Origin of the sequence: Pseudomonas sp. MPB23, assembly GCF_046605395.1 — a bacterium.
Lineage (GTDB): Bacteria > Pseudomonadota > Gammaproteobacteria > Pseudomonadales > Pseudomonadaceae > Aquipseudomonas.
The window spans coordinates 6,367,096-6,388,313 of record NZ_CP176771.1; the positions used below are offsets into that span (position 1 = coordinate 6,367,096).

At 61.6% G+C, this 21,218-nt stretch carries 19 protein-coding genes; 3 read left to right on the forward strand and 16 right to left on the reverse strand.

Features of this window, described 5'->3' with window-relative positions:
- Positions 1–80: 80 nt before the first annotated feature.
- The 3 genes from ACLH0J_RS28945 (at position 81) to ACLH0J_RS28955 (ending at position 3,152) form a co-directional block, all read left to right on the forward strand.
- Positions 81–1,403 (forward strand): OprD family porin, encoded by a 1,323-nt coding sequence (locus ACLH0J_RS28945; RefSeq protein ID WP_411390119.1) that lies wholly within the window; start codon positions 81–83, stop codon positions 1,401–1,403.
- Between the two features lie 86 nt (positions 1,404–1,489).
- On the forward strand, positions 1,490–2,986 hold the full coding sequence (locus ACLH0J_RS28950) for a sensor domain-containing diguanylate cyclase (protein ID WP_411390120.1): 1,497 nt from the start codon (positions 1,490–1,492) through the stop codon (positions 2,984–2,986).
- A gap of 34 nt (positions 2,987–3,020) precedes the next feature.
- Positions 3,021–3,152: a hypothetical protein gene (locus tag ACLH0J_RS28955; protein ID WP_411390121.1), complete on the forward strand. Its 132-nt coding sequence runs from the start codon at positions 3,021–3,023 to the stop codon at positions 3,150–3,152.
- A 1-nt stretch (position 3,153) separates the two neighbouring features.
- Here ACLH0J_RS28955 and lpxC read toward each other — a convergent pair whose 3' ends face one another.
- The 16 genes from lpxC to mraZ all read right to left on the reverse strand — a co-directional run bounded on the left by lpxC (position 3,154) and on the right by mraZ (position 20,981).
- On the reverse strand, positions 3,154–4,065 hold the full coding sequence (gene lpxC / locus ACLH0J_RS28960) for a UDP-3-O-acyl-N-acetylglucosamine deacetylase (RefSeq protein WP_010565673.1): 912 nt from the start codon (positions 4,063–4,065) through the stop codon (positions 3,154–3,156).
- Between the two features lie 112 nt (positions 4,066–4,177).
- Complete coding sequence (gene ftsZ / locus ACLH0J_RS28965) at positions 4,178–5,371, reverse strand: cell division protein FtsZ (RefSeq protein WP_411390122.1); 1,194 nt, start codon at positions 5,369–5,371, stop codon at positions 4,178–4,180.
- A gap of 79 nt (positions 5,372–5,450) precedes the next feature.
- Positions 5,451–6,713 (reverse strand): cell division protein FtsA, encoded by a 1,263-nt coding sequence (gene ftsA / locus ACLH0J_RS28970; protein ID WP_411390123.1) that lies wholly within the window; start codon positions 6,711–6,713, stop codon positions 5,451–5,453.
- Between the two features lie 15 nt (positions 6,714–6,728).
- Entirely contained in the window at positions 6,729–7,598 is an 870-nt protein-coding gene (locus tag ACLH0J_RS28975; RefSeq protein ID WP_411390124.1) for a cell division protein FtsQ/DivIB, read from the reverse strand.
- Positions 7,599–7,602: 4 nt separating this feature from the next.
- The gene (locus ACLH0J_RS28980; RefSeq protein ID WP_411390125.1) at positions 7,603–8,559 is read right to left on the reverse strand and encodes a D-alanine--D-alanine ligase; all 957 of its coding nucleotides are present in this window, start codon (positions 8,557–8,559) and stop codon (positions 7,603–7,605) included.
- Positions 8,556–10,016, reverse strand: a complete 1,461-nt coding sequence (gene murC / locus ACLH0J_RS28985) for a UDP-N-acetylmuramate--L-alanine ligase (protein WP_411390126.1) — start codon at positions 10,014–10,016, stop codon at positions 8,556–8,558. The genes ACLH0J_RS28980 and murC overlap by 4 nt, the downstream gene beginning before the upstream one ends.
- A complete protein-coding gene (murG, locus tag ACLH0J_RS28990; protein ID WP_411390127.1) occupies positions 10,009–11,079 on the reverse strand; it encodes an undecaprenyldiphospho-muramoylpentapeptide beta-N-acetylglucosaminyltransferase in 1,071 nt (356 codons plus the stop codon). Before murG ends, murC begins: the two co-directional genes overlap by 8 nt.
- Positions 11,069–12,292 (reverse strand): putative lipid II flippase FtsW, encoded by a 1,224-nt coding sequence (gene ftsW, locus ACLH0J_RS28995; RefSeq protein WP_411390128.1) that lies wholly within the window; start codon positions 12,290–12,292, stop codon positions 11,069–11,071. Before ftsW ends, murG begins: the two co-directional genes overlap by 11 nt.
- Complete coding sequence (gene murD / locus ACLH0J_RS29000; RefSeq protein ID WP_411390129.1) at positions 12,289–13,635, reverse strand: UDP-N-acetylmuramoyl-L-alanine--D-glutamate ligase; 1,347 nt, start codon at positions 13,633–13,635, stop codon at positions 12,289–12,291. The genes ftsW and murD overlap by 4 nt, the downstream gene beginning before the upstream one ends.
- A gap of 6 nt (positions 13,636–13,641) precedes the next feature.
- Positions 13,642–14,724 (reverse strand): phospho-N-acetylmuramoyl-pentapeptide-transferase, encoded by a 1,083-nt coding sequence (gene mraY, locus ACLH0J_RS29005; RefSeq protein WP_411390130.1) that lies wholly within the window; start codon positions 14,722–14,724, stop codon positions 13,642–13,644.
- Entirely contained in the window at positions 14,724–16,094 is a 1,371-nt protein-coding gene (locus ACLH0J_RS29010) for a UDP-N-acetylmuramoyl-tripeptide--D-alanyl-D-alanine ligase (protein ID WP_411390131.1), read from the reverse strand. The genes mraY and ACLH0J_RS29010 overlap by 1 nt, the downstream gene beginning before the upstream one ends.
- On the reverse strand, positions 16,087–17,550 hold the full coding sequence (locus ACLH0J_RS29015) for a UDP-N-acetylmuramoyl-L-alanyl-D-glutamate--2,6-diaminopimelate ligase (RefSeq protein ID WP_411390132.1): 1,464 nt from the start codon (positions 17,548–17,550) through the stop codon (positions 16,087–16,089). The genes ACLH0J_RS29010 and ACLH0J_RS29015 overlap by 8 nt, the downstream gene beginning before the upstream one ends.
- Positions 17,550–19,292 carry a peptidoglycan D,D-transpeptidase FtsI family protein gene (locus tag ACLH0J_RS29020; protein WP_411392906.1) on the reverse strand — a complete coding sequence of 581 codons (1,743 nt, stop codon included), beginning with the start codon at positions 19,290–19,292 and terminating at the stop codon, positions 17,550–17,552. Before ACLH0J_RS29020 ends, ACLH0J_RS29015 begins: the two co-directional genes overlap by 1 nt.
- Entirely contained in the window at positions 19,292–19,585 is a 294-nt protein-coding gene (gene ftsL / locus ACLH0J_RS29025) for a cell division protein FtsL (RefSeq protein WP_411390133.1), read from the reverse strand. Before ftsL ends, ACLH0J_RS29020 begins: the two co-directional genes overlap by 1 nt.
- Entirely contained in the window at positions 19,582–20,529 is a 948-nt protein-coding gene (gene rsmH / locus ACLH0J_RS29030; RefSeq protein WP_065900808.1) for a 16S rRNA (cytosine(1402)-N(4))-methyltransferase RsmH, read from the reverse strand. The genes ftsL and rsmH overlap by 4 nt, the downstream gene beginning before the upstream one ends.
- On the reverse strand, positions 20,526–20,981 hold the full coding sequence (gene mraZ, locus ACLH0J_RS29035; protein WP_411390134.1) for a division/cell wall cluster transcriptional repressor MraZ: 456 nt from the start codon (positions 20,979–20,981) through the stop codon (positions 20,526–20,528). Before mraZ ends, rsmH begins: the two co-directional genes overlap by 4 nt.
- Positions 20,982–21,218 lie beyond the last annotated feature (237 nt).

Genomic DNA, 21,218 nt, shown 5'->3' on the forward strand with positions numbered 1-21,218 from the left:
GGCTTTTTTTTTGCCGTAAAAAAGGCCAGGCACATCCCCACGACATTGGCCGTTTTCGATAGACACAAGGAGCTTCACCGGTGAAGAACTCGCTGACGGTCACCCCGTTATTCCTCGCAATTGCTGCAACGATCACCCCACTCGCCCACGCGGCAGACACCACCCCCACCGACGGTTTCGTCGAGGGCTCCCACCTCAACATCATCACCCGCAACTACTACATGAACCGCGACCGGCACGACATCCACACCGACGACAACAAAGAATGGGGCCAGGGCTTTATCGGCACCTTCGAATCCGGCTACACCCAGGGCATCGTCGGTTTCGGCCTGGACGTCCACGCCATGCTCGGCCTCAAGCTCGACGGCGGCGGCGGCACCGACGGCTCCAGCATCCTGCCGTACGGCAGTGGCAACGGCAAAGCCCCCGGCGCGTTCTCCACGGCGGGCGGCACCCTGAAAATGCGCGCCTTCGACACCGAATTGAAGGCCGGCGACCTGTTCCTCAACAACCCGGTGATCGCCGGCGGCATGACCCGCATGCTGCCGCAGACTTTCCGGGGCGTTAGCCTGACCAATCACAGCGTCGACGGCTGGATGCTCGAAGGCGGCCAGGCCAGCTTCACCAAGCTCTACAACCAGAGCGGCCACCAGCGCATCGCCACCAGCTACGGCACCTTGCCCAGCCACACCGACAGCCAGCACATGAACTGGGCCGGCATAGCGTTCAGCGGCATCCCCGGCGTGACCAGCAACCTGTACGCCGCCGAACTCAAGGACGTGTGGCACCAGTACTACTACGACCTCGACTACACCTACGCGCTCAATGAGCTGATCAGCCTCAACCCGGGCCTGCACTACTACCACACCGAAGACACCGGCCAGTCGCTGCTAGGGAATATCGACAACAACACCTACAGCCTGCACTTGAGCGTGGCTGTCGGCCATCACAGCGTCACCGCCGCCTACCAGCGGGTCAACGGCAACACCCCGTTCGACTACATTACCCAGGGCGACAGCGTGTACTTGGACAACTCCCAGCAATACTCCGATTTCAACGGTCCCAACGAGCGCTCGTGGAAGCTCAAATACGCCTATGACTTCGGCGGCCTCGGCGTGCCCGGCCTGAGTTCGGCGGTGTCCTACAGCAGCGGCAAGACCGACCTGACCCGAGTCGACCCACAAAGCCGGGGCTACAGTGCCTGGTACAGCGCCGACGGTAAGGACGCCAGGCACTGGGAACGGGATATCGACGTGAAATATGTGGTGCAGGACGGCACGGCCAAGGACCTCGCCGTGCGCCTGCAATGGGCGACCAACCGCGGCAGCAACGGCTACTCGGCGGTGGATCGGGATGTGGATGAATACCGGGTGATCGTCGACTATCCGATCAACGTGTTCTAGGGCGCAGCGCTTTCTTTTCACCCAAACAATCAATTTTCAGCAGGTAGAACTAAACTGCCAGCATCTTCACCACTAAAGTCTGCCCGATGAGTCAACGCCCTGTTCGTACCCCACCTGAACGCCCAGAGCTGTTGCTGATGCTGGGCAGTGGCCTCACCGTCGCGTTGATCGTGATCATGGTCTCGGCGCTATTGATCCGCGAGCACACCAGCGCCCTGCAGGCAGCCAAACGCTCAACCACCAACATCGCCCAACTGATCAATGCGGATGTGCTGCGTAACGTCGAGCTCTATGACCTGGCACTGCAAGGGCTGATTGCGGCCACGCAGCGCACGGACTTGTCCCGGCTATCAGCGGACATCCGACACCTGGTGCAGTTTGAGCGGTCGGCGGCGGCGCCTTTCAAAGGCGAAGTGCTGTTGCTGGACGCCAATGGCACCGTCGTCGCCGACTCTTCGACGCTCAAGCCGACTCCACGTAGTTTTGCCGATCGCGACTTCTTCCTCGCGCACAAAAACGCCACCCAGGCCGGCCTGTTCATCAGCCGGCCGTTCAAGATCCAGTGCAGTTGCGAGCAGGTCTGGCGCATTGCATTCAGTCGCCGCGTCACCGGTGCCGACGGCGAGTTCGCCGGGGTTGCGGTGGCCACCATGCGTCTGGCGTACTTCGATCAGTTGTTCAACAGCCTGACCATCGGCAATAGCAGCTCGGTCAACCTGTTGAACGACCAAGGCATTCTGCTGGCCCAGCAACCGCTGCTGGAGCGCGACATGATCAACAAGGACCTGAGTGACTTCCCCAACTTCAAACGCATCGTGCGCGATGGCAGCGGCAGCTTTCGCGCCGTCTCAGGTATCACCGGCAAGGAACGCTTGTATACCTTTACCAACGTCGGCGAACTGCCCCTGATTGTGGCGGTGGTGCTGTCCAGTGAGGATGTATTCGCGCCCTGGGAACGTGCAGCGATGCTGACTGGTGGCGCCACCGGCATCCTGTGTATTGGTCTGTTATGGCTGACCTGGATGCTGCGCCGGGAACTGCGACGCCGTTATCGCGCGGAGAAGGTGCTGTCAGAACTGGCAGCTACCGACGCACTCACCGGCCTGGCCAACCGACGCATTCTGGACCAACGTCTGCGCCTGGAATGGGACCGCGCGCAGCGCTCCGCCGAACCGCTGACGCTGTTGATGATCGACGTCGACCACTTCAAGGCCTTCAACGACCGCCATGGCCATCACGGCGGCGATGAAGCGTTGCGCAACGTTGCCCAGGTGATCGGCAGCCATATCCGTCGCCCGGCCGACCTGGCCGCACGTTATGGCGGCGAGGAGTTCGCCGTGGTGTTGCCGGCCACCGACTCCAGAGGCGCATGGCTGATTGCTGAACATATCCGCAGTGGCGTCGAGCACTTGCCACAGGTGCCAGACGCCGAGCGAGCGATCACCGTCAGTATCGGCATGTGTACCTGGGATAAACGCAGCTGCCTGTCGCTGGAGGCCCTGCTGCTCAATGCCGACCAGGCGTTGTATGAGGCCAAGCACACCGGGCGTAATCGAATCGTGGAGGCTGAAAATCCGTCCTGATGTGCCTCGAGCTTGCTCGCGAAGATCGTTAACGATGACGCAGCGCAATCAGGAAAACCACGGCGCCGATGGTTTTTTCGCGAGCAAGCTCGCTCCTCCGGAATCGCACGCGCATAAAAAAGGCCACCCGAAGGCAGCCTTAAAAACTAAAGAAAGAGAGTTGTGACTTACACCGCCGCAACGGGACGCATGTAAGAGATCGGTGCGGTGCTGGCATCTTCGAAGGTCACGACTTCCCAAGCGTCTGTCTGCTCAATCAACTTGCGCAGCAGCTGGTTGTTAAGGGCGTGGCCCGACTTGAAGCCTTTGAACTCGCCTATCAGGCTATTGCCCAGCAGGTAGAGGTCACCGATTGCATCGAGGATCTTGTGCTTCACGAATTCGTCTTCGTAGCGAAGGCCGTCTTCGTTCAGTACACCATCCGCGTCGACCACAATGGCGTTTTCAACGCTGCCGCCGAGTGCGAGGTTGTGCTTGCGCAGGTACTCGATGTCACTCATGAAACCAAAGGTACGGGCGCGGCTGACTTCTTTTACGAACGAAGTGCTGGAAAAATCCACGCTTGCACTTTGGATGCGGTCACGGAATACCGGGTGATCGAAATCGATCTCAAAGCTCACTTTAAAGCCTTCGAACGGGACGAAGGTGGCGCGCTTGTCGCCGTCTTCTACTGTCACTTCCCGCAGAATGCGAATGAACTTCTTGGCTGCGTCCTGTTCTTCCAGGCCGGCAGATTGAATCAAGAATACGAAGGGACCAGCGCTGCCATCCATGATCGGGACTTCGGACGCGGAGAGCTCGACGTAGGCGTTATCGATGCCCAGGCCGGCCATGGCCGAGAGCAAGTGCTCCACCGTGTCCACTTTGACGTCACCGTTGACCAGTGTGGTCGACATCGTGGTTTCGCCAACGTTTTCCGCGCGAGCAGGAATCTGCACCACAGGGTCCAGGTCGGCACGCACAAACACGATGCCGGTGTCGACAGGTGCAGGCTTGAGGGTCAGGTATACCTTCTCCCCGGAGTGCAGACCTACACCTGTGGCACGAATAATATTCTTCAGGGTGCGTTGTTTAATCATGGCTTGGACCGCTTCAGCGCAAATTGCGAACTGGTATCAACAAAGGCTGGCGATGATAGCAGACCAGACCTTTGCTGAACACCAATCACCTTCATAGCCCTGATACATTCCATTAATCGGCCTGACGACGCAGGAATGCCGGGATGTCCAGGTAGTCCAGATCATCTTGCGGATTCGGGCTACGGGACGCCGCAGCACCGGCCTGAGCCTGGTTGCGCATCACGGTCGGACGGTCCAGATCACGATAGTTGACCGACGGCAGTTCCTGGCGCGCAGGCGCTGGAGCGGCAGCTTGGCTGGCCTGGCCGGTATGCAGGGTGTTGTCGATGACCTTTACAGGCTTCTCGATCTTGGCACCCAGGCCGGTGGCAACCACAGTCACGTGCAGCTCGTCGCGCATGTCCGGATCGATAACGGTACCGACCTTGACCATGGCGTGCTCGGAAGCGAAGGCTTCGATGATGCTACCCACGTCGGAGTACTCACCCAGGGACAGGTCAGGACCGGCGGTGATGTTCACCAGGATGCCGCGTGCGCCTTGCAGGTTCACGTCTTCGAGCAACGGGTTGCGGATGGCCGCTTCGGTGGCTTCGCGTGCACGGTTCGGACCGCTGGCGCAGCCAGTGCCCATCATCGCCATGCCCATTTCGCTCATCACGGTCCGTACGTCGGCAAAGTCGACGTTGATCATGCCCGGGCGCTTGATGATGTCGGAGATACCGCGAACGGCACCGGCCAGTACATCGTCAGCCTTGGCGAACGCGGACAGCAGGCTCGCGTCCTTGCCCAGGATGGTCAGCAGCTTCTCGTTGGGGATGGTGATCAACGAGTCGACGCTTTCAGACAGCAGACGGATGCCTTCGTCGGCGATCTGCATGCGCTTGCGGCCTTCGAACGGGAACGGACGAGTCACGACGGCAACCGTCAGAATCCCCATTTCCTTGGCCACTTCAGCGATGATCGGCGCAGCACCGGTACCGGTACCGCCGCCCATGCCGGTGGTGATGAACACCATGTTGGTGCCTTGCAGCACTTCAGCAATGCGCTCGCGGTCTTCCAGGGCGGCTTGACGGCCGACTTCCGGATTGGCGCCAGCACCGAGGCCTTTGGTCACGGCTGTGCCCAATTGCAGAATGGTGCGCGCGCCGATGCTTTTCAGGGCCTGGGCATCCGTGTTGGCGCAGATGAATTCAACGCCTTCAATGTTGCTCTTGACCATATGGTTGACAGCGTTGCCGCCGCCACCGCCGACACCGATCACTTTGATGACCGGACTGGCGGGGATGTTGTCTACGAGTTCGAACATGTTCCCTCTCCTTTCATTTCTCTAGTTTTTTCGCCTACTGCATGCGTCTACAACCGTGGAACGGTATTGCGGTAAAGCGTTAGAAATTGCCTTTGACCCAATTCTGCAACCGCTCGAACAACGGCGCTTTGGCTTCGTCGTCGCTGCGGTAGCTGTCGCGGTTGCTCGGGCCCGACAGGGAAATGCCGTCGGTCTGCTTCTGCAGCCCGTACAACAGCAAGCCCACACCGGTGGAATAAATCGGGTTGCGCACCACGTCGCCCAGGCCTTTCACGCCATGGGGCACGCCCAGGCGCACAGGCATGTGGAAGATCTCTTCGGCCAATTCGACCGCGCCTTCCATCTTCGAGGTGCCGCCGGTCAACACGATGCCGGCCGGGATCAAATCTTCGTAGCCGCTGCGGCGCAGTTCAGCCTGGATCAGGGTGAACAGTTCGTCGTAGCGCGGCTCGACCACTTCGGCCAGGGCCTGGCGCGACAGTTCGCGCGGTGGACGGTCGCCCACGCTTGGCACCTTGATGGTTTCACCGGCACCGGCCAGCTTGGCCAGGGCACAGGCGTAGCGGATCTTGATTTCTTCGGCGTACTGGGTCGGTGTACGCAGCGCCATGGCGATGTCGTTGGTGACCTGGTCGCCGGCGATCGGGATCACGGCGGTGTGACGGATCGCACCCTCGGTGAAGATCGCGATGTCGGTGGTGCCGCCGCCGATGTCCACCAGGCACACGCCCAGTTCTTTCTCATCGTCGGTCAGCACCGAGTAGGCCGACGCCAGTTGCTCAAGAATGATGTCGTCGATTTCCAGGCCGCAGCGGCGCACGCATTTTTCAATGTTCTGTGCCGCATTGACGGCGCAGGTGACCACGTGGACCTTGGCCTCCAGACGCACGCCCGACATGCCCAGGGGCTCGCGAACGCCTTCCTGGTTATCGATCACGTAATCCTGCGGCAAGGTGTGCAGCACGCGCTGGTCTGCCGGGATCGCCACGGCCTGGGCAGCGTCGAGCACGCGCTCGAGGTCGGCCGCGCTGACTTCGCGGTCGCGGATCGCCACGATGCCGTGGGAGTTCAGGCTGCGGATATGGTTGCCGGCGACGCCGACGAATGCCGAGTGAATCCGGCAACCGGCCATCAGCTGCGCTTCTTCGATGGCGCGCTGGATCGATTGCACGGTGGACTCGATGTTCACCACCACGCCTTTCTTCAGGCCCCGGGACGGATGCGTGCCAATACCGACGATTTCGATCGTGCCGTCTTCCCCGACCTCGCCCACCAGCGCCACCACCTTGGAGGTACCGATATCGAGACCGACGATCATTTTGCCGCTTTGCACGTTTGCCATGGGTCCTGCCTCTTCTTAATTCTTCGCGACAGCGGGTTGCGCTGCCGTGGGCGCAGCCGGTTCACGCCAGCCGACGGCAAGGCCGTTGGCGTAACGCAGGTCGACGCTCGCAATGTTCGTAATCTGTTCTTTCAAGGTCTTGTCGTAGATGGCAATGAAACGGCGCATCTTTTCCACCAAGCGGTCGCGTCCCAGCAACAACTCGATGCCCGGGCCGGAACTGCCGGCCCCGGTCGTCAAAAACCAGCTACCCCGTTCACGCAATTCCAGGCGTGCAATGGAGAAGCCCAGTGGCCGCAGCATCTGGCTCAAGGCCTGGTACTGCTGCATCACTTGCTGCTGCGCCCGCTGCGGCCCGAACAACTGCGGCAGGTGCTCGTAGTTGGCCAGCTCACGCGGCGTGAACGCCTGGCCCTGGTTGTTCAACAGCGCCTCGTCGCCCCAGCGGGCCACGGGCAGTTGCTCTTCCAGGCGGATCGTCACCTGATCCGGCCATACACGACGGACTTCGGCGTGGGCGATCCACGGCATCTGCTCCAACTCCCGGCGCATGCCGGCCAGGTCGATGGTGAAGAAGCTCGCGGCCAGGAACGGACCGATACGCTGCTGCACCGCCTGCTGGCTGATGTAGCTCAAGTCACCCTGCACGCTGATCTTGGTGATCGGGCGATCGGCATATGGCAATAGACGCTGGGCGCCTTCGTAAGTGCCAAAACCCAACACCACCAGCAGCACCGGCCAGAACAGCGCCTTGAGGAAACCAAAATTGGCTTTCGGCAGGCGCGCCGACATCGGCTCTTTAGCCACCATTCGACTGGCACCCCGTGGCACCGGCTTGCGGCCGGGTGCTTGGGGGGGGTGATGACGAAGCGATGCGCCTTTCATGTCCTTAGCCTCGTGGCTCGATGCTGGCGGCAAGAATCGCCAGCACCAACTGCTGGAAATCCAATCCGGCTGCGCGAGCGGCCATAGGTACCAGGCTGTGGTCGGTCATCCCGGGTGCGGTGTTGACTTCCAGGAACCAGAAATTCCCTTGGTCATCCTGCATCACGTCTGCCCGCGCCCAACCGGCGATACCCAGCGCCTCACAGGCTTTTGCCGTGAGGTCCATCAATTCCTGTTCTTTGGTTGCGTCAAGGCCGCACGGAATCCGGTACTGGGTATCGGAAGCCAGGTACTTGGCGTCGTAATCGTAAAAAGTGTGGGGCGTGCCCAATGCGATGGGCGGCAATACCTGGCCACGCAGGGTGGCGATGGTGTACTCGGGACCCTGGATCCACTGTTCCACCAACACTTGTGAATCGTAGGTACTGGCCGCTTTCCATGCGTCGATCAATTCGGCGGCCGAGTTCACTTTGGCCATGCCGATACTGGAGCCTTCATGGGCTGGTTTGACGATCAAAGGCAGGCCCAGTTCCTTGGCGGCAGAAATACAATCGTCTTCGCTGCACAGAACACTGTGACGCGGAGTAGGAATGCCCAGGCTGTGCCACACCTGCTTGGTGCGCAGCTTGTCCATGGCCAGCGCCGACGCGAGGATGCCGCTGCCGGTGTAGGGGATGCCGGCGCACTCCAGCAGGCCTTGCATGCTGCCGTCTTCACCGCCACGGCCGTGCAGGATGATGAACGCGCGGTCGATCTTCTCGGCCTGCAAGCGGGCGAGGAAATCATCGCCCACGTCGATACCGAACGCGTTCACGCCGGCGCTTTGCAGGGCTTCAAGCACGGCGTTGCCGGACTTGAGCGACACTTCGCGCTCGGCGCTCTTGCCGCCGAACAGCACGGCCACGCGGCCAAAGTCGGCAGGTGGGATGGTCGAGAACAGCGAGCCGTAGTTCGTGGTCATTTCGACTTCCCCTTTTCTGCGGCGAACGCTTCTTTTACGAACAAGGGGCTCGCGAGCAATTTAGGGGCAAGGCCGCCGATGTCACCGGCGCCCTGGCACAGCAGGATGTCGCCGGCACGCAGCAGCGGCTTGACGATCGGCGCCAGGTCCACACCACGCTCGATGTAGATCGGGTCCAGTTGGCCGCGCTGGCGGATGCTGTTGCACAGCTTGCGGCTGTCGGCACCCGGGATCGGCTCTTCACCGGCCGGGTAGACTTCCATCAACAGCAACACATTGGCATCGGCCAGTACATTGACGAAATCGTCGTACAGATCACGGGTGCGGCTATAGCGGTGCGGCTGGTAGACCATCACCAGGCGGCGCTCCGGCCAGCCACCGCGCACGGCCTTGATCACGGCCGCGACTTCGGTCGGGTGGTGACCGTAGTCGTCCACCAGCATCACGTCGCCGCCTTCTACCGGCAACTGGCCGTAGACCTGGAAGCGACGGCCCACGCCGGCAAAGCGCGACAGACCTTCGACGATGGCTTCATCGCTGACGCCCTCATCGGAAGCGATGCAGATGGTCGCCAGGGAATTGAGCACGTTGTGGTTGCCCGGCATGTTCACCGAGACGTCCAGCGGCTCACGGTCGGGACGCAGCACGGTGAAGAAGGTTTGCATGCCTTCCTGGCGCACATTGATCGCGCGCACGTCGGCGTCTTCGCTGAAGCCGTAGGTCACGGTCGGACGCTTGACCAGCGGCAGGATTTCACGCACCACCGGATCATCCAGGCACACCACGGCCAAACCGTAGAACGGCAGGTTGTGCAGGAACTCGACGAAGGTTTTCTTCAACTTGTTGAAGTCACCGTCGTAGGTCGCCATGTGGTCTTCGTCGATGTTGGTGACCACAGCGACCAGCGGTTGCAGGTGCAGGAAGCTGGCATCGCTTTCATCAGCTTCGGCGATCAGGTAACGGCTGGTGCCGAGCTGGGCATTGGTGCCCGCGGCATTCAGACGCCCACCGATCACGAAGGTCGGGTCCAGGCCACCGGCGGCGAACACCGAAGCGATCAGGCTGGTGGTGGTGGTTTTACCGTGAGTACCGGCGACGGCAATGCCGTGGCGATAGCGCATCAGCTCGGCCAGCATCTCGGCGCGGGGCACCACGGGAATGCGGCGTTCAAGGGCGGTGGCCACTTCCGGGTTGGAGGTGTTCACGGCACTCGATACCACCAGCACGTCGGAATCGACGGCGTTCTCGGCGCGGTGGCCGATAAAGATCTGCGCGCCGAACGACTTCAGGCGCTCGGTCACCGGCGATTCTTTCAAGTCGGAGCCGGACACCTGATAACCCAGGTTCAGCAACACTTCGGCAATGCCGCACATGCCCACGCCGCCGATACCGACGAAGTGGATGCGACGGATGCGGCGCATTTCCGGTTGTGGCATGGCTTTCTGATTCTCAACCATGGGCCACCTCCAGGCAGATATCGACCACGGTGCGGGTGGCATCAGGTTTGGCCAGGCGGCTTGCGGTGCTCGCCATGCTGTTGAGTCGTTCCGGTTGCATCAAAACCTCGGTCAGGCGTGCGGCCAAATCGGCGGCGCCAGTCGTTCTTTGCGGCAGCAGGAAGGCAGCGCCCTCCCCGGCCAAATATTCGGCGTTGCGGGTCTGGTGATCGTCGATCGCATGGGGCAAAGGCACCAGCAAGGACGGCAGACCGGCGGCAGCCAGTTCACTGACGGTCAGCGCACCAGCGCGACAGACCACCAGGTCGGCCCAGCCATAGGCATGGGCCATGTCTTTGATAAAGGGCTGCACAGTGGCTTCCACACCGACCTCGCGATAACGCGTGGCGGTCACTTCATCGTGGTTCTTGCCGGCCTGGTGGAAGATCTCCGGGCGCAATTCCACAGGCAGTTGCGCTACCGCTTCGGGCAGCAATTTATTCAATGGTTCGGCGCCCAGGCTTCCGCCCAGGATCAGCAGATGCGCCTTGCGCCCGGCCAGCGCTTCACGGGCAATGTCCATGAACAGCTCGGTACGCACCGGATTGCCGGTGGTGCGACGCTTACCCGACGCACTGAAAGTGTTGGGGAACGCTTCACACACCCGCGCCGCCAGGGGCACCAGCAGGCGATTGGCGGTACCGGCAACGGCGTTCTGCTCGTGCACGATCACCGGCACGCCCGCGAGCCTGGCCGCGACACCGCCAGGGCCGGTCACATAACCGCCGAAGCCGAGCACACACACCGGTTTCACTTCACGTATGACCTTGCGTGCCTGCCACACGGCCTTGAGCAACACGAACGGCGCCTTGAGCAGGGACAACTTGCTCTTGCCGCGCAGGCCCGTGACGTTGATCAAATGCAGCGGCAAGCCGGCGCTCGGCACCAGTTCGTTTTCGATGCCACGCGGCGTTCCCAACCAGTGCACGCTGTAGCCACGGCTCTGGAATTCCCGCGCGCAAGCCAGGGCCGGGAACACATGGCCCCCGGTGCCGCCCGCCATGATCAGCACGTTAGCGCCCATGGGTCGGCTCCTCGGCGAAGTCGCTTTCGCTGAACTCCATCTCTTCGCTGCCCAGGTGGGTTCGACTCTCCCACTCGATGCGCAGCAACAAGCCCAGGCACGCACAGCAGATCACCAACGAACTGCCGCCGTAACTGAGGAACGGCAAGGTCAGGCCCTTGGTCGGCAGCAGGCCGACGTTCACACCGATATTGATCAGGAACTGGCCGATCCACAGAAACGACAAGCCGTACGCCACATAGGCGGCGAAATACTGTTTGGCCTTCTCGGCCCACAAGCCGATGTACATGCCGCGCACACACACGAACACGAACAGCGCGACGGTGCACAGCGAACCGACCACGCCGAGCTCTTCGGCCAGTACCGAGAACACGAAGTCGGTGTGCGCTTCCGGCAGGTAGAACTGTTTCTGCACGCTGTTGCCCAGGCCCACGCCCAACCACTCGCCGCGACCGAAGGCGATCAGCGCCTGGGTCAACTGGTAGCCGGAACCGAACTGATCGGACCAGGGGTCGGTGAAGGTGATCAGACGCGCCATCCGGTAGGGTTGGGCCTGTACCAGAACGGTCACCGCAGCCACCGCGAGCACCACCATCAAGGTGAAACGGAACAGGCCCACGCCGCCGAGGAACAGCATCGCCGCCGCTGCGCCCATCATCACCACAGTGGCCCCGAAGTCGGGTTCCATCAGCAGCAGGCCGGCCATCGGCAGCAGCACGATGAACGGCTTGAAGAAGCCCATCCAGCTTTCGCGGACTTCCTTCTGACGCCGCACCAGGTAGCCAGCGAGGTAGATCACCACGAACACCTTGGCGATTTCCGACGGCTGCACGTTAAACGCACCGAAGCCGATCCAGCGCATCGAACCGTTCACCTCGCGACCGATACCCGGCAGGATCACCATGACCAGCAAACCGAACGCGCCGATCAGCATCAGCCAGCCCAGGCGTTGCCAGGTGGCGATGGGGATCATCATGGTCACGATGCACGCGCCGAGGCCGATCACCAGGTACACCAGGTGACGGATCATCATGTACAGGGTGTTGCCCGACTGCACGGCGGCCACTTCGGAGGATGCCGACGTGATCATCACCAGGCCCAGGCCCAACAGCGCCAGGCAGCCGGCGAGCATCGGGAAATCCAGGTCGATACCGCGCCCGGTGATGATCGGCGAAGGATAAGGCTTGATGATGTTACGAAAGTTGATATTCATGCCAAGGCCTCCACGGCACGGGCGAACAACTGGCCGCGCTCTTCGTAGTTCTTGAACATGTCGAAACTGGCGCACGCCGGCGACAGCAGCACCGCATCACCCGGCTGGGCCAGGGCTTTGCACTGGGCAATCGCGTCATCGAGGGAACTGGCGTGCACTTGCGGCACGGCGTCGCCCAAGGCAGCGGCGATCAAGTCGGCATCGCGGCCGATCAGCACCACGGCGCGGCAATGCTGGGCCACCGGCCCCTTGAGGTCCTTGAAGTCGGCCCCCTTGCCGTCGCCACCGGCGATCAGCAGCAGCTTGCCGTCGATATCGGTACCCAGGCCTTCGATGGCGGCCAGGGCCGCACCGACGTTGGTGGCCTTGGAGTCGTTGTAATAGCTGACGCCATCGAGGTCGCGTACCCACTGGCAGCGATGCTCAAGCCCGCCGAAGGTGCGCAGGCTAGAGAGCATGGCGTCGAACGGCAAGCCCACGGCGTGCCCCAGCGCCAGCGCCGCCAGGGCGTTGGACTGGTTGTGGGCGCCACGGATTTTCAGATCGCGCACCGGCATCAGGTTCTGGAATTCGAAGGCCAGGTATTTCTCGCCGTTTTCTTCACGGATACCGAAGGCCTTGAAATCGGGTTTGCCCAGGCCGAAGGTCCAGCATGGCAGGCCTTCGCCCATCAGCGGACGGCTCAGGGCATCCTGGCGGTTGACCACCACTTGCTTGGCGCCGCGGAAAATCCGGTGCTTGGCCAGGTGGTACGCCGGCAGGCCGCTGTAACGGTCCATATGGTCTTCGCTGACGTTCAGCACGGTGGCCACTTCAGCGCCCAGGTCGTGGGTGGTTTCCAGCTGGAAGCTCGACAGTTCCATCACGTACAGCTCGATGTCGTCGCTGAGCAGGTCCAGCGCTGGCGTGCCGAGGTTGCCGCCCACGGCCACGCGCTTGCCGGCCGCAGCCGCCATCTCGCCGACCAGGGTGGTCACGGTGCTTTTCGCGTTGGAACCGCTGATGGCCACGATCGGCGCCTTCGCGTTACGTGCGAACAGGTCGATATCGCCCGACAGCTTCACACCACGCGCCGCTGCAGCTTGCAGGGCCGGTGTCGCCAGGGCCAGGCCGGGGCTCACGTAGAGCTCGTCGGCGCGGCACAGAAACTCGACATCCAACTCGCCACAACGCACTTCCACGTGCGGGTAGTCACGGCGCAGCGTGACCAGCTCCGGTGGATTTTCCCGCGTATCGGCCACGGCAAACGACACGCCCCGGTTCGCCAGGAAGCGAACCAGGGACATGCCGCTCTTGCCGAGGCCGACAACGATGCGGAAGTGGTCTGAAGCGATCAGGGACACTCGTTTCTACCTCAGTTTCAGGGTGGCAAGGCCGACCAGGACGAGAATCACGGTGATGATCCAGAATCGGACGATCACACGCGGCTCAGGCCAGCCCTTGAGTTCAAAGTGGTGGTGGATCGGCGCCATGCGGAACACGCGGCGCCCGGTCAACTTGAAGGAAGCCACCTGGATGACCACCGACAGGGTTTCCATCACGAACACGCCGCCCATGATGAACAGCACGATTTCCTGGCGAACGATCACGGCGATGGTGCCCAGGGCCGCGCCCAGCGCGAGTGCGCCGACGTCGCCCATGAACACTTGCGCGGGATAGGTGTTGAACCACAGGAAGCCCAGGCCGGCACCGATCAATGCGCCGCAGAACACAATCAGCTCACCGGCGCCCGGCACGTAAGGGATCAGCAAGTATTCGGCAAATTTCACGTTACCCGACAGATAGCAGAAGATGCCGAGCGCGCCGCCCACCATCACCGTCGGCATGATCGCCAGGCCGTCGAGGCCGTCGGTCAGGTTCACCGCGTTGCTGGAGCCGACGATGACGAAGTAAGTCAGCACTACGAAGCCGATGCCCAGCGGAATGCTCGCATCCTTGAGCATCGGGATGATCAAGGTGGTCTCGACGGCGCTTGGTGCGGTCGTGTAGAGGAAGATCGCGGCCGCCAGGCCGAACACCGACTGCCAGAAATACTTCCAGCGGCTTGGCAGCCCCTTGGAGTTTTTCTCGATCACTTTGCGGTAATCGTCGACCCAGCCGATAGCGCCGAACAGAAAGGTCACCAGCAGCACCACCCAGACGTAGCGGTTATGCAGGTCGGCCCAGAGCAAGGTACTGATACCGATGGACGACAGGATCAGCGCGCCGCCCATGGTCGGCGTACCGGATTTGGACAGGTGCGACTGCGGGCCGTCATTACGAACCGATTGACCAATTTGCAGGTTCTGCAGGGTGCGGATCATCCACGGCCCCAGGAACAGCGACAAAGACAACGCGGTCAGCACACCCAGAATCCCGCGCAGGGTCAGGTACTGAAAGACCGCGAAGCCTTTGTGGAACTGTTGCAGATACTCAGCCAGCAGCAGCAGCATTAATGTTTCTCCGTACTTGAGCCACACAAGGCCACGACGACGTTTTCCATCACCGCGCTGCGCGATCCCTTGATCAAAATGGTTGTGTGTTTGTCTTGTTCGCCCGCACGCAGCGCCTGGATCAACTCGGCCTGGGTGGCGAAATGCCGCGCACCGGGGCCGAAAGCGTCAACGGCATGGGCCATGTTGGTGCCGACGGCGTAGAGGGCATCGACTTTGCCGGCCGCATAGGCGCCGACTTCACGGTGTCCTTGTTCGGCCCAGCCGCCCAACTCGCCGATATCCCCCAACACCAGTACCTTGCGCCCGGCAAAGCCGGTGAGCAGGTCAACGGCGGCGTTGATGGAGGACGGGTTGGCGTTGTAGGTGTCATCGATCACGCGCATGCCGTTGCTCGCCAGTTGCACGACGGTGCGTCCCTTGACCGGCTGCACCGCACCCAGCCCGGTAGCGATACCGAACAGCGACACGCCCAGGGCGTAAGCGGCGGCGGCGGCGGCCAGGGCATTGGCGACGTTATGGTTGCCCAGCAGATTCAACTGCACGTGCTCGCTACCTTGCGGGGTGTGCAAGGTGAAGGATGGGCAACCACGGGCATCGACAGCGATGTCGGATGCGTGGAAATCCGCCGCTGCATTCAGCACGGCAAACGTCAGCACCTTGCGACCGGCAGCACGTACACGCCAGGTCTCGAAGGCCTTGTCGTCAAGATTCAATACCGCAGTACCCGAAGCATCGAGGCCTTCGAGGATTTCGCCCTTGGCTTCGACGATTTTCTCCGGACCGCCGAACTCACCGACGTGGGCGGTCCCGGCGTTGTTGATAATTGCCACGTGGGGCTTGGTCAGCGCCACGGTGTACGCGATCTCGCCGATGCGCGAAGCGCCCAGTTCGATCACCGCCGCCGTGTGTTCCGGGGCCAGCTCGAGCAGGGTCAGCGGTGCGCCGAAATCATTGTTGAGGTTGCCACGGGTCGCGAGCACCGGCCCACGTGTGCGCAGGACACCGGCGAGCAGTTCCTTGACCGTGGTCTTGCCGCTGGAGCCGGTGATGGCCGCAACGGGCTTGGTGAACGCGGCACGGTTCAGCGCGCCCAACTGCCCCAGGGCCAGGCGCGTATCGGCGACCAGCAACTGCGGCAAGGTGGAGTCCGCCACTTCGCGCTGCACCAGGGCACCCACGGCGCCTTTGGCGGCCACTTCATTCAGGTAGTCGTGGCCGTCGAAACGCGGGCCGGCCAACGCGACAAAGAGCTGCCCTGGCTTGATGTTGCGACTGTCGATACTGACGCCATCGAAGCTGCAATCACTCGACAGTACGCGGGCCGACAAGGCCTGGGTCAGTTCGCTGAATTTCATAGGCTTAAGCATGGGCGACCTCCCAGGCGGTCAAGGCGCGATCGGCCTCGACCAGATCAGAGAAGGCATGCCGTTCGCCGTTGATTTCCTGGTAGTCCTCGTGGCCTTTACCGGCCAGTACCACCACGTCGTCAGCGCTGGCGCCGGCAATCAACTGGGCAATGGCCGCGCCTCGACCCGCCACGAAGGCGACCTTGGACACGTCTTTGAAGCCTGCACGGATGTCGTTGAAAATCTGGCTCGGGTCTTCGCTACGCGGGTTGTCGTCGGTAACGAGCACACCATCGGCCAGACGCTCGACAATCTCGGCCATCAACGGACGCTTGCCGCGATCGCGATCACCACCGCAGCCGAACAGGCAGAGCAATTTGCCCTTGGCGTGCGGGCGCAGGGCCAACAGGACTTTTTCCAGCGCGTCCGGTGTATGGGCGTAATCGACCACCACCAGTGGCTGCGAACCACCACCCAAACGCTGCATGCGACCGGCCGGGCCTTCCAGCTTCGGCAGCACACGCAGGATCTCGTCGAGGGCGTAATCCAGGCCAAGCAACGCGCCGATGGCGGCGAGTACGTTGCTGAGGTTGAAACGACCGAGCAACGTGCTGCGCAGATGGTGCTCGCCCTGGGGCGTGACCAGCGTGGCGCGCACGCCCTCGTCATTGAATTGGGCTTCGCGGCAATACAGGTAAGCGCTGGCGTCTTCCAGGCTGTAGCTGATCAGGCGCGCTTCACTGTTTTCGGCAGCCAGTTGGCGACCAAAGGCGTCATCCAGGTTCACCACCCGGCACTTGAGGTCATTCCAGGCAAACAGCTTGGCCTTGGCTGCCGCGTAAGCCTCCATGGTGCCGTGGTAGTCAAGGTGATCGCGGGACAGGTTGGTCATCACCGCCACGTCGAATGCCAGCGCGGTGACACGCCCCTGGTCCAGGCCGTGGGACGACACTTCCATGGCAACCGCCTTGGCACCGGCCTTTTTCAGGTCGGCCAGGGTCGCTTGCACGGCGATCGGGTTCGGCGTGGTGTGCAGGCCGCTTTGCAGCGCGCCATAGAAACCGGTCCCGAGGGTGCCGACGATGCCGCAGTGCTGGCCCAGCAGGTCGAGGGCCTGGGCGACCAGTTGGGTCACGCTGGTCTTGCCGTTGGTGCCGGTCACGCCAATCAGGTTCAAGTGGCGGCTTGGGTCGCCATAGAAACGCCCGGCGATGTCCGACAACTGCGCGGCCAGGCCTTTGACGGGAATCAACGGCACATCGGTGATCGGCAGCACCGTGGCGCCTTCCACTTCATAGGCCACCGCCGCCGCACCGCGTTGCAGGGCATCGGCAATGTGCGCACGGCCATCGAACTTGCCGCCAGGTACCGCGAGGAACAGGTCGCCGGCGCGTACCTTACGGCTGTCCAGGCTCAACTCGCGAATCAACAGATCGCGACCGGCGTGGGCGAAAATCTTGTTCAGGCTAAGAGACATCAGCCGCGCCCTCCATTGGCTTTTACAGCGGCGGCCGGCGGTCCGGCGTTCGCTTGTTGGGTCGGCGGCAGGTTGTCCGGCGTGATGTTCATCAGGCGCAGGGTGCCGGACATCACTTTGCTGAACACCGGCGCCGATACCAGGCCACCGAAGTAACCGGCTTTGCTCGGCTCATCGATCACAACGACGATGGCGTAGCGTGGATCGCTCATCGGGCCGAAGCCGGCGAACAGCGAACGGTAGGAATTTTCGGCGTAGCCCTTGGTACCCACCGACGTTTTACGTGCAGTACCCGACTTGCCAGCCACGTGATACGCCGGCACCTGGGCACGGAACACGCCACGGGGTGCTTCGATCACTTGTTGCAACATGCCTTGCATGGTCTTGGCGACGTTTTCCGGGATCACCTGGGTCGCTTTCGGCGCCTCGTCGACGTGGATCAGACTCAAAGGAACCATGCGACCGTTATTGGCCAAAACAGAGAAAGCGTGGGCCAGTTGGATCGCGGTCACCGACAGGCCGTAGCCGTAGGAAAGCGTGGCGGTCTCGGCCTTTTTCCAGTCGCGGTAGTTGGGCAGGTTGCCCACGCGCTCACCGGGGAAGTCGAGGCCGGTGGGTTGGCCCAAGCCGATTTTCTGCGCCAGGTGATAGATGGTTTCGCCGCCGATATCGAAGGCGACCTTGCTCATGCCGACGTTACTGGAGTTGATCAGGATACCTGTCAAATCCAGCACCGGACCTTCAGTGCGGGACACGTCACGAATGGTGTATTTGCCCAACTGCAAGGTGCCTGGATACACCTCGACCTTGTCGCTGGGTTTCCAGCGCCCGGTTTCGAGGGCAGCGCTCATGGAGATGGCTTTCATGGTCGAACCCGGCTCGAACACGTCGATCATGGCGCGGTTGCGCATCATCGCCGGTTGCAGGTTGCGACGGTTGTTCGGGTTGTAGGTCGGCTGGTTGACCATGGCGAGGATCTCGCCGGTCTTCACGTCCATGATCACCAGGCTGCCGGCCTTGGCGCCGTTCTCGATGATCGCGTTACGCAGCTCGCGATTGGCCAGGTACTGCAGGCGCAGGTCAATCGACAACGCCAAGGGCTTACCGGCCTTGGCGTTTTTGGTGACTTGGACATCCTTGATCAGCCTGCCGCGCCGATCCTTGATGACTTGTCGTTTGCCGGGAACCCCGGCCAGCCATTCATCGTAGGCCAACTCCACGCCTTCGCGACCGTGGTCGTCGATGTCGGTAAAGCCCACCATATGGGCGGTGGTTTCACCGGCCGGGTAGAAACGACGGAACTCCTCGATGCCATAGACACCGGGGACTTTAAGATCGAGCACCTGCTGGCCTTGCTCAGGGGTGAGGCCACGGACCAGATAGATGAATTCTTTGTTGGACTGGGCTTCCAAGCGTTCGGACAGGGCTTTCGGATCCTGGCCCAGAGCGGCAGCGAGTGACGGCCAGCGATCCTTGGCCACCTGCAGTTCCTTGGCGTTGGCCCACAAGGTAGTCACCGGAGTACTGACGGCCAAAGGCTCGCCGTTACGGTCGGTAATCAGGCCGCGGTGCGCAGGAATAGGAATATGACGCAGGCTACGGGCATCGCCCTGGCCGATCAGAAAGTCGCGGTCGACCACTTGCAGGTCAACGATGCGCCAGGCGATCGCCCCCACCATCAATGCCAGCAAGCCAAGCATCAGGCGGAAGCGCCACGGGTAGAGTGCGCCTTCGAGTTTCATCATGGCGCCACCATGCGAACTTCGGCCGCGCTAGGAATGTGCATCTTCAACTGTTCGGTGGCCAGCACTTCGATACGGCTGTGGGCAGTCCAAGTGCTCTGCTCCAGGATCAACCGGCCCCATTCCGCCTGCGCTTTATCGCGCACACTCAATTCCCCGTACAGGGTATTGAGCAGTTGACGGTTGTAGTGGGCGCTGTAAGACACCGCAATCGCGGACACCAGCACAGCGATAAACAGCAGCAGCATAAAGAAGCTGCCGCTCGGGAGCGGCTTGGCGAAAAGCCTGCTCACCGCAGCTTCTCCGCAACACGCATGACAGCACTGCGGGCACGCGGGTTGGCCTTGAGTTCGGCTTCGGAAGCGAACTGCGCTTTGCCATGGATTTTGATTTTCGGCACAAAGGCTTCGAAACGGACCGGCAGGTTGCGCGGCAGGTTATCGGACTCGCCCTTGACCAGGCGACGCATGAACAATTTGACGATACGGTCTTCCAGGGAGTGGAAGCTGATCACCACCAGGCGACCACCCACTTCCAGCGCCTCGAGGGCGGCCTCGAGACCGGCCTCCAGGTCGCCCAATTCGTTATTGACGTGAATACGCAGGCCCTGAAACGCACGAGTGGCTGGGTTTTTGCCTTTTTCCCATGCCGGGTTGGCGACTTTCAGCACTTCGGCCAGGTCGGCGGTGCGCTCGAACGGCTGGATTTCACGGCGCTCGACCACAGCACGGGCCATGCGCCCGGCGAAGCGTTCTTCACCGTATTCCTTGAACACGCGAGCAATTTCTTCCACCGGCGCAGTGGCGATGAACTGCGCGGCACTGACGCCACGGGTCGGGTCCATGCGCATGTCGAGCGGGCCATCGTTCATGAAACTGAAGCCGCGCTCGGGGTCGTCGAGCTGTGGCGACGACACGCCCAGGTCGAGCAAAACCCCGGCCACCTTGCCCGCCATGCCGCGCTCGGCGACTTCGGCGCCCAGCTCGGCAAAGCTGCGCTGTACAACGACAAAGCGGCCGTCTTCGGCCGCTAGCGCTTGCCCGGTGGCAATCGCTTGGGGGTCTTTGTCGAACCCGAGGAGCTTGCCGTCGGACCCGAGCTGGCTGAGTATCAACCGGCTATGCCCGCCCCTGCCGAACGTGCCATCCAGATAGCAGCCATCCGCGCGTACGGCGAGAGCCTCAACGGCTTCGTCAAGCAGTACGGTGATGTGGTTAAAGCCGCTATCAATAGTCACAAGATCAAATCACGCAGTTCATCAGGCATGGCGCCCGGTTGTTGAATAGCAGCCAGGTCAGCTGCAGAAACAGCATCCCAGGCATCTTCGTCCCACAATTGGAACTTGTTCAGTTGGCCCACCAGCATTGCGCGCTTATCCAGCTTGGCGTACTCGCGCAAACGCGGCGGCACCAGGAAACGACCACTGCCATCGAGCTGGAGGTCGACGGCATTACCGATCAGCAAACGCTGCAGCCGGCGGTTTTCTTCACGCAATGAAGGCAGAGCGCGCAACTTGGTTTCAATCAACTCCCACTCGTCGAGGGGGTAAACACATAAACAAGGGTCAACGGCATCGATGGTGATGATTAACTGCCCGGAACTTCGCGAAATCAGCTCGTCACGATACCGGCTCGGCATAGCGAGACGGCCTTTTGCATCGAGACTGATAGCGTTAGCTCCGCGAAACACAGATGCGTTTCTCCAAATTTTAGCGTTCTACGTTCAAAAAACCCACTTTGCACCACTTTTCGCCACTTGCGCACACTATAGGAATGCGCCCACCACACCGTCAAGGCGCGGATTCAAGGAAAAGCCTTACAGAACGGAGATTTAGGAGCGCAAAAGGAGGAGAAACCCGAGTTCGGTGATGTTTTAGGCCCAACAAGCACAAATAGCTCAAAGAGCTATGGCTTAAAGTTAAAGTGA

Coding starts and splice junctions, on each gene's coding strand:
- ftsZ (WP_411390122.1), bottom strand. CDS start 5,371: ATGTTCGAACTCGTAGACAACATCCCCGCCAGTCCGGTCATCAAAGTG.
- lpxC (WP_010565673.1), bottom strand. CDS start 4,065: ATGATTAAACAACGCACCCTGAAGAATATTATTCGTGCCACAGGTGTA.
- ACLH0J_RS29020 (WP_411392906.1), bottom strand. CDS start 19,292: ATGAAACTCGAAGGCGCACTCTACCCGTGGCGCTTCCGCCTGATGCTT.
- ftsW (WP_411390128.1), bottom strand. CDS start 12,292: ATGAATATCAACTTTCGTAACATCATCAAGCCTTATCCTTCGCCGATC.
- ACLH0J_RS29015 (WP_411390132.1), bottom strand. CDS start 17,550: ATGTCTCTTAGCCTGAACAAGATTTTCGCCCACGCCGGTCGCGATCTG.
- ftsA (WP_411390123.1), bottom strand. CDS start 6,713: ATGGCAAACGTGCAAAGCGGCAAAATGATCGTCGGTCTCGATATCGGT.
- ACLH0J_RS28950 (WP_411390120.1), top strand. CDS start 1,490: ATGAGTCAACGCCCTGTTCGTACCCCACCTGAACGCCCAGAGCTGTTG.
- ACLH0J_RS28955 (WP_411390121.1), top strand. CDS start 3,021: ATGACGCAGCGCAATCAGGAAAACCACGGCGCCGATGGTTTTTTCGCG.
- ACLH0J_RS29010 (WP_411390131.1), bottom strand. CDS start 16,094: ATGCTTAAGCCTATGAAATTCAGCGAACTGACCCAGGCCTTGTCGGCC.
- murC (WP_411390126.1), bottom strand. CDS start 10,016: ATGGTTGAGAATCAGAAAGCCATGCCACAACCGGAAATGCGCCGCATC.
- murG (WP_411390127.1), bottom strand. CDS start 11,079: ATGGGCGCTAACGTGCTGATCATGGCGGGCGGCACCGGGGGCCATGTG.
- ACLH0J_RS28975 (WP_411390124.1), bottom strand. CDS start 7,598: ATGAAAGGCGCATCGCTTCGTCATCACCCCCCCCAAGCACCCGGCCGC.
- mraY (WP_411390130.1), bottom strand. CDS start 14,724: ATGCTGCTGCTGCTGGCTGAGTATCTGCAACAGTTCCACAAAGGCTTC.
- ACLH0J_RS28980 (WP_411390125.1), bottom strand. CDS start 8,559: ATGACCACGAACTACGGCTCGCTGTTCTCGACCATCCCACCTGCCGAC.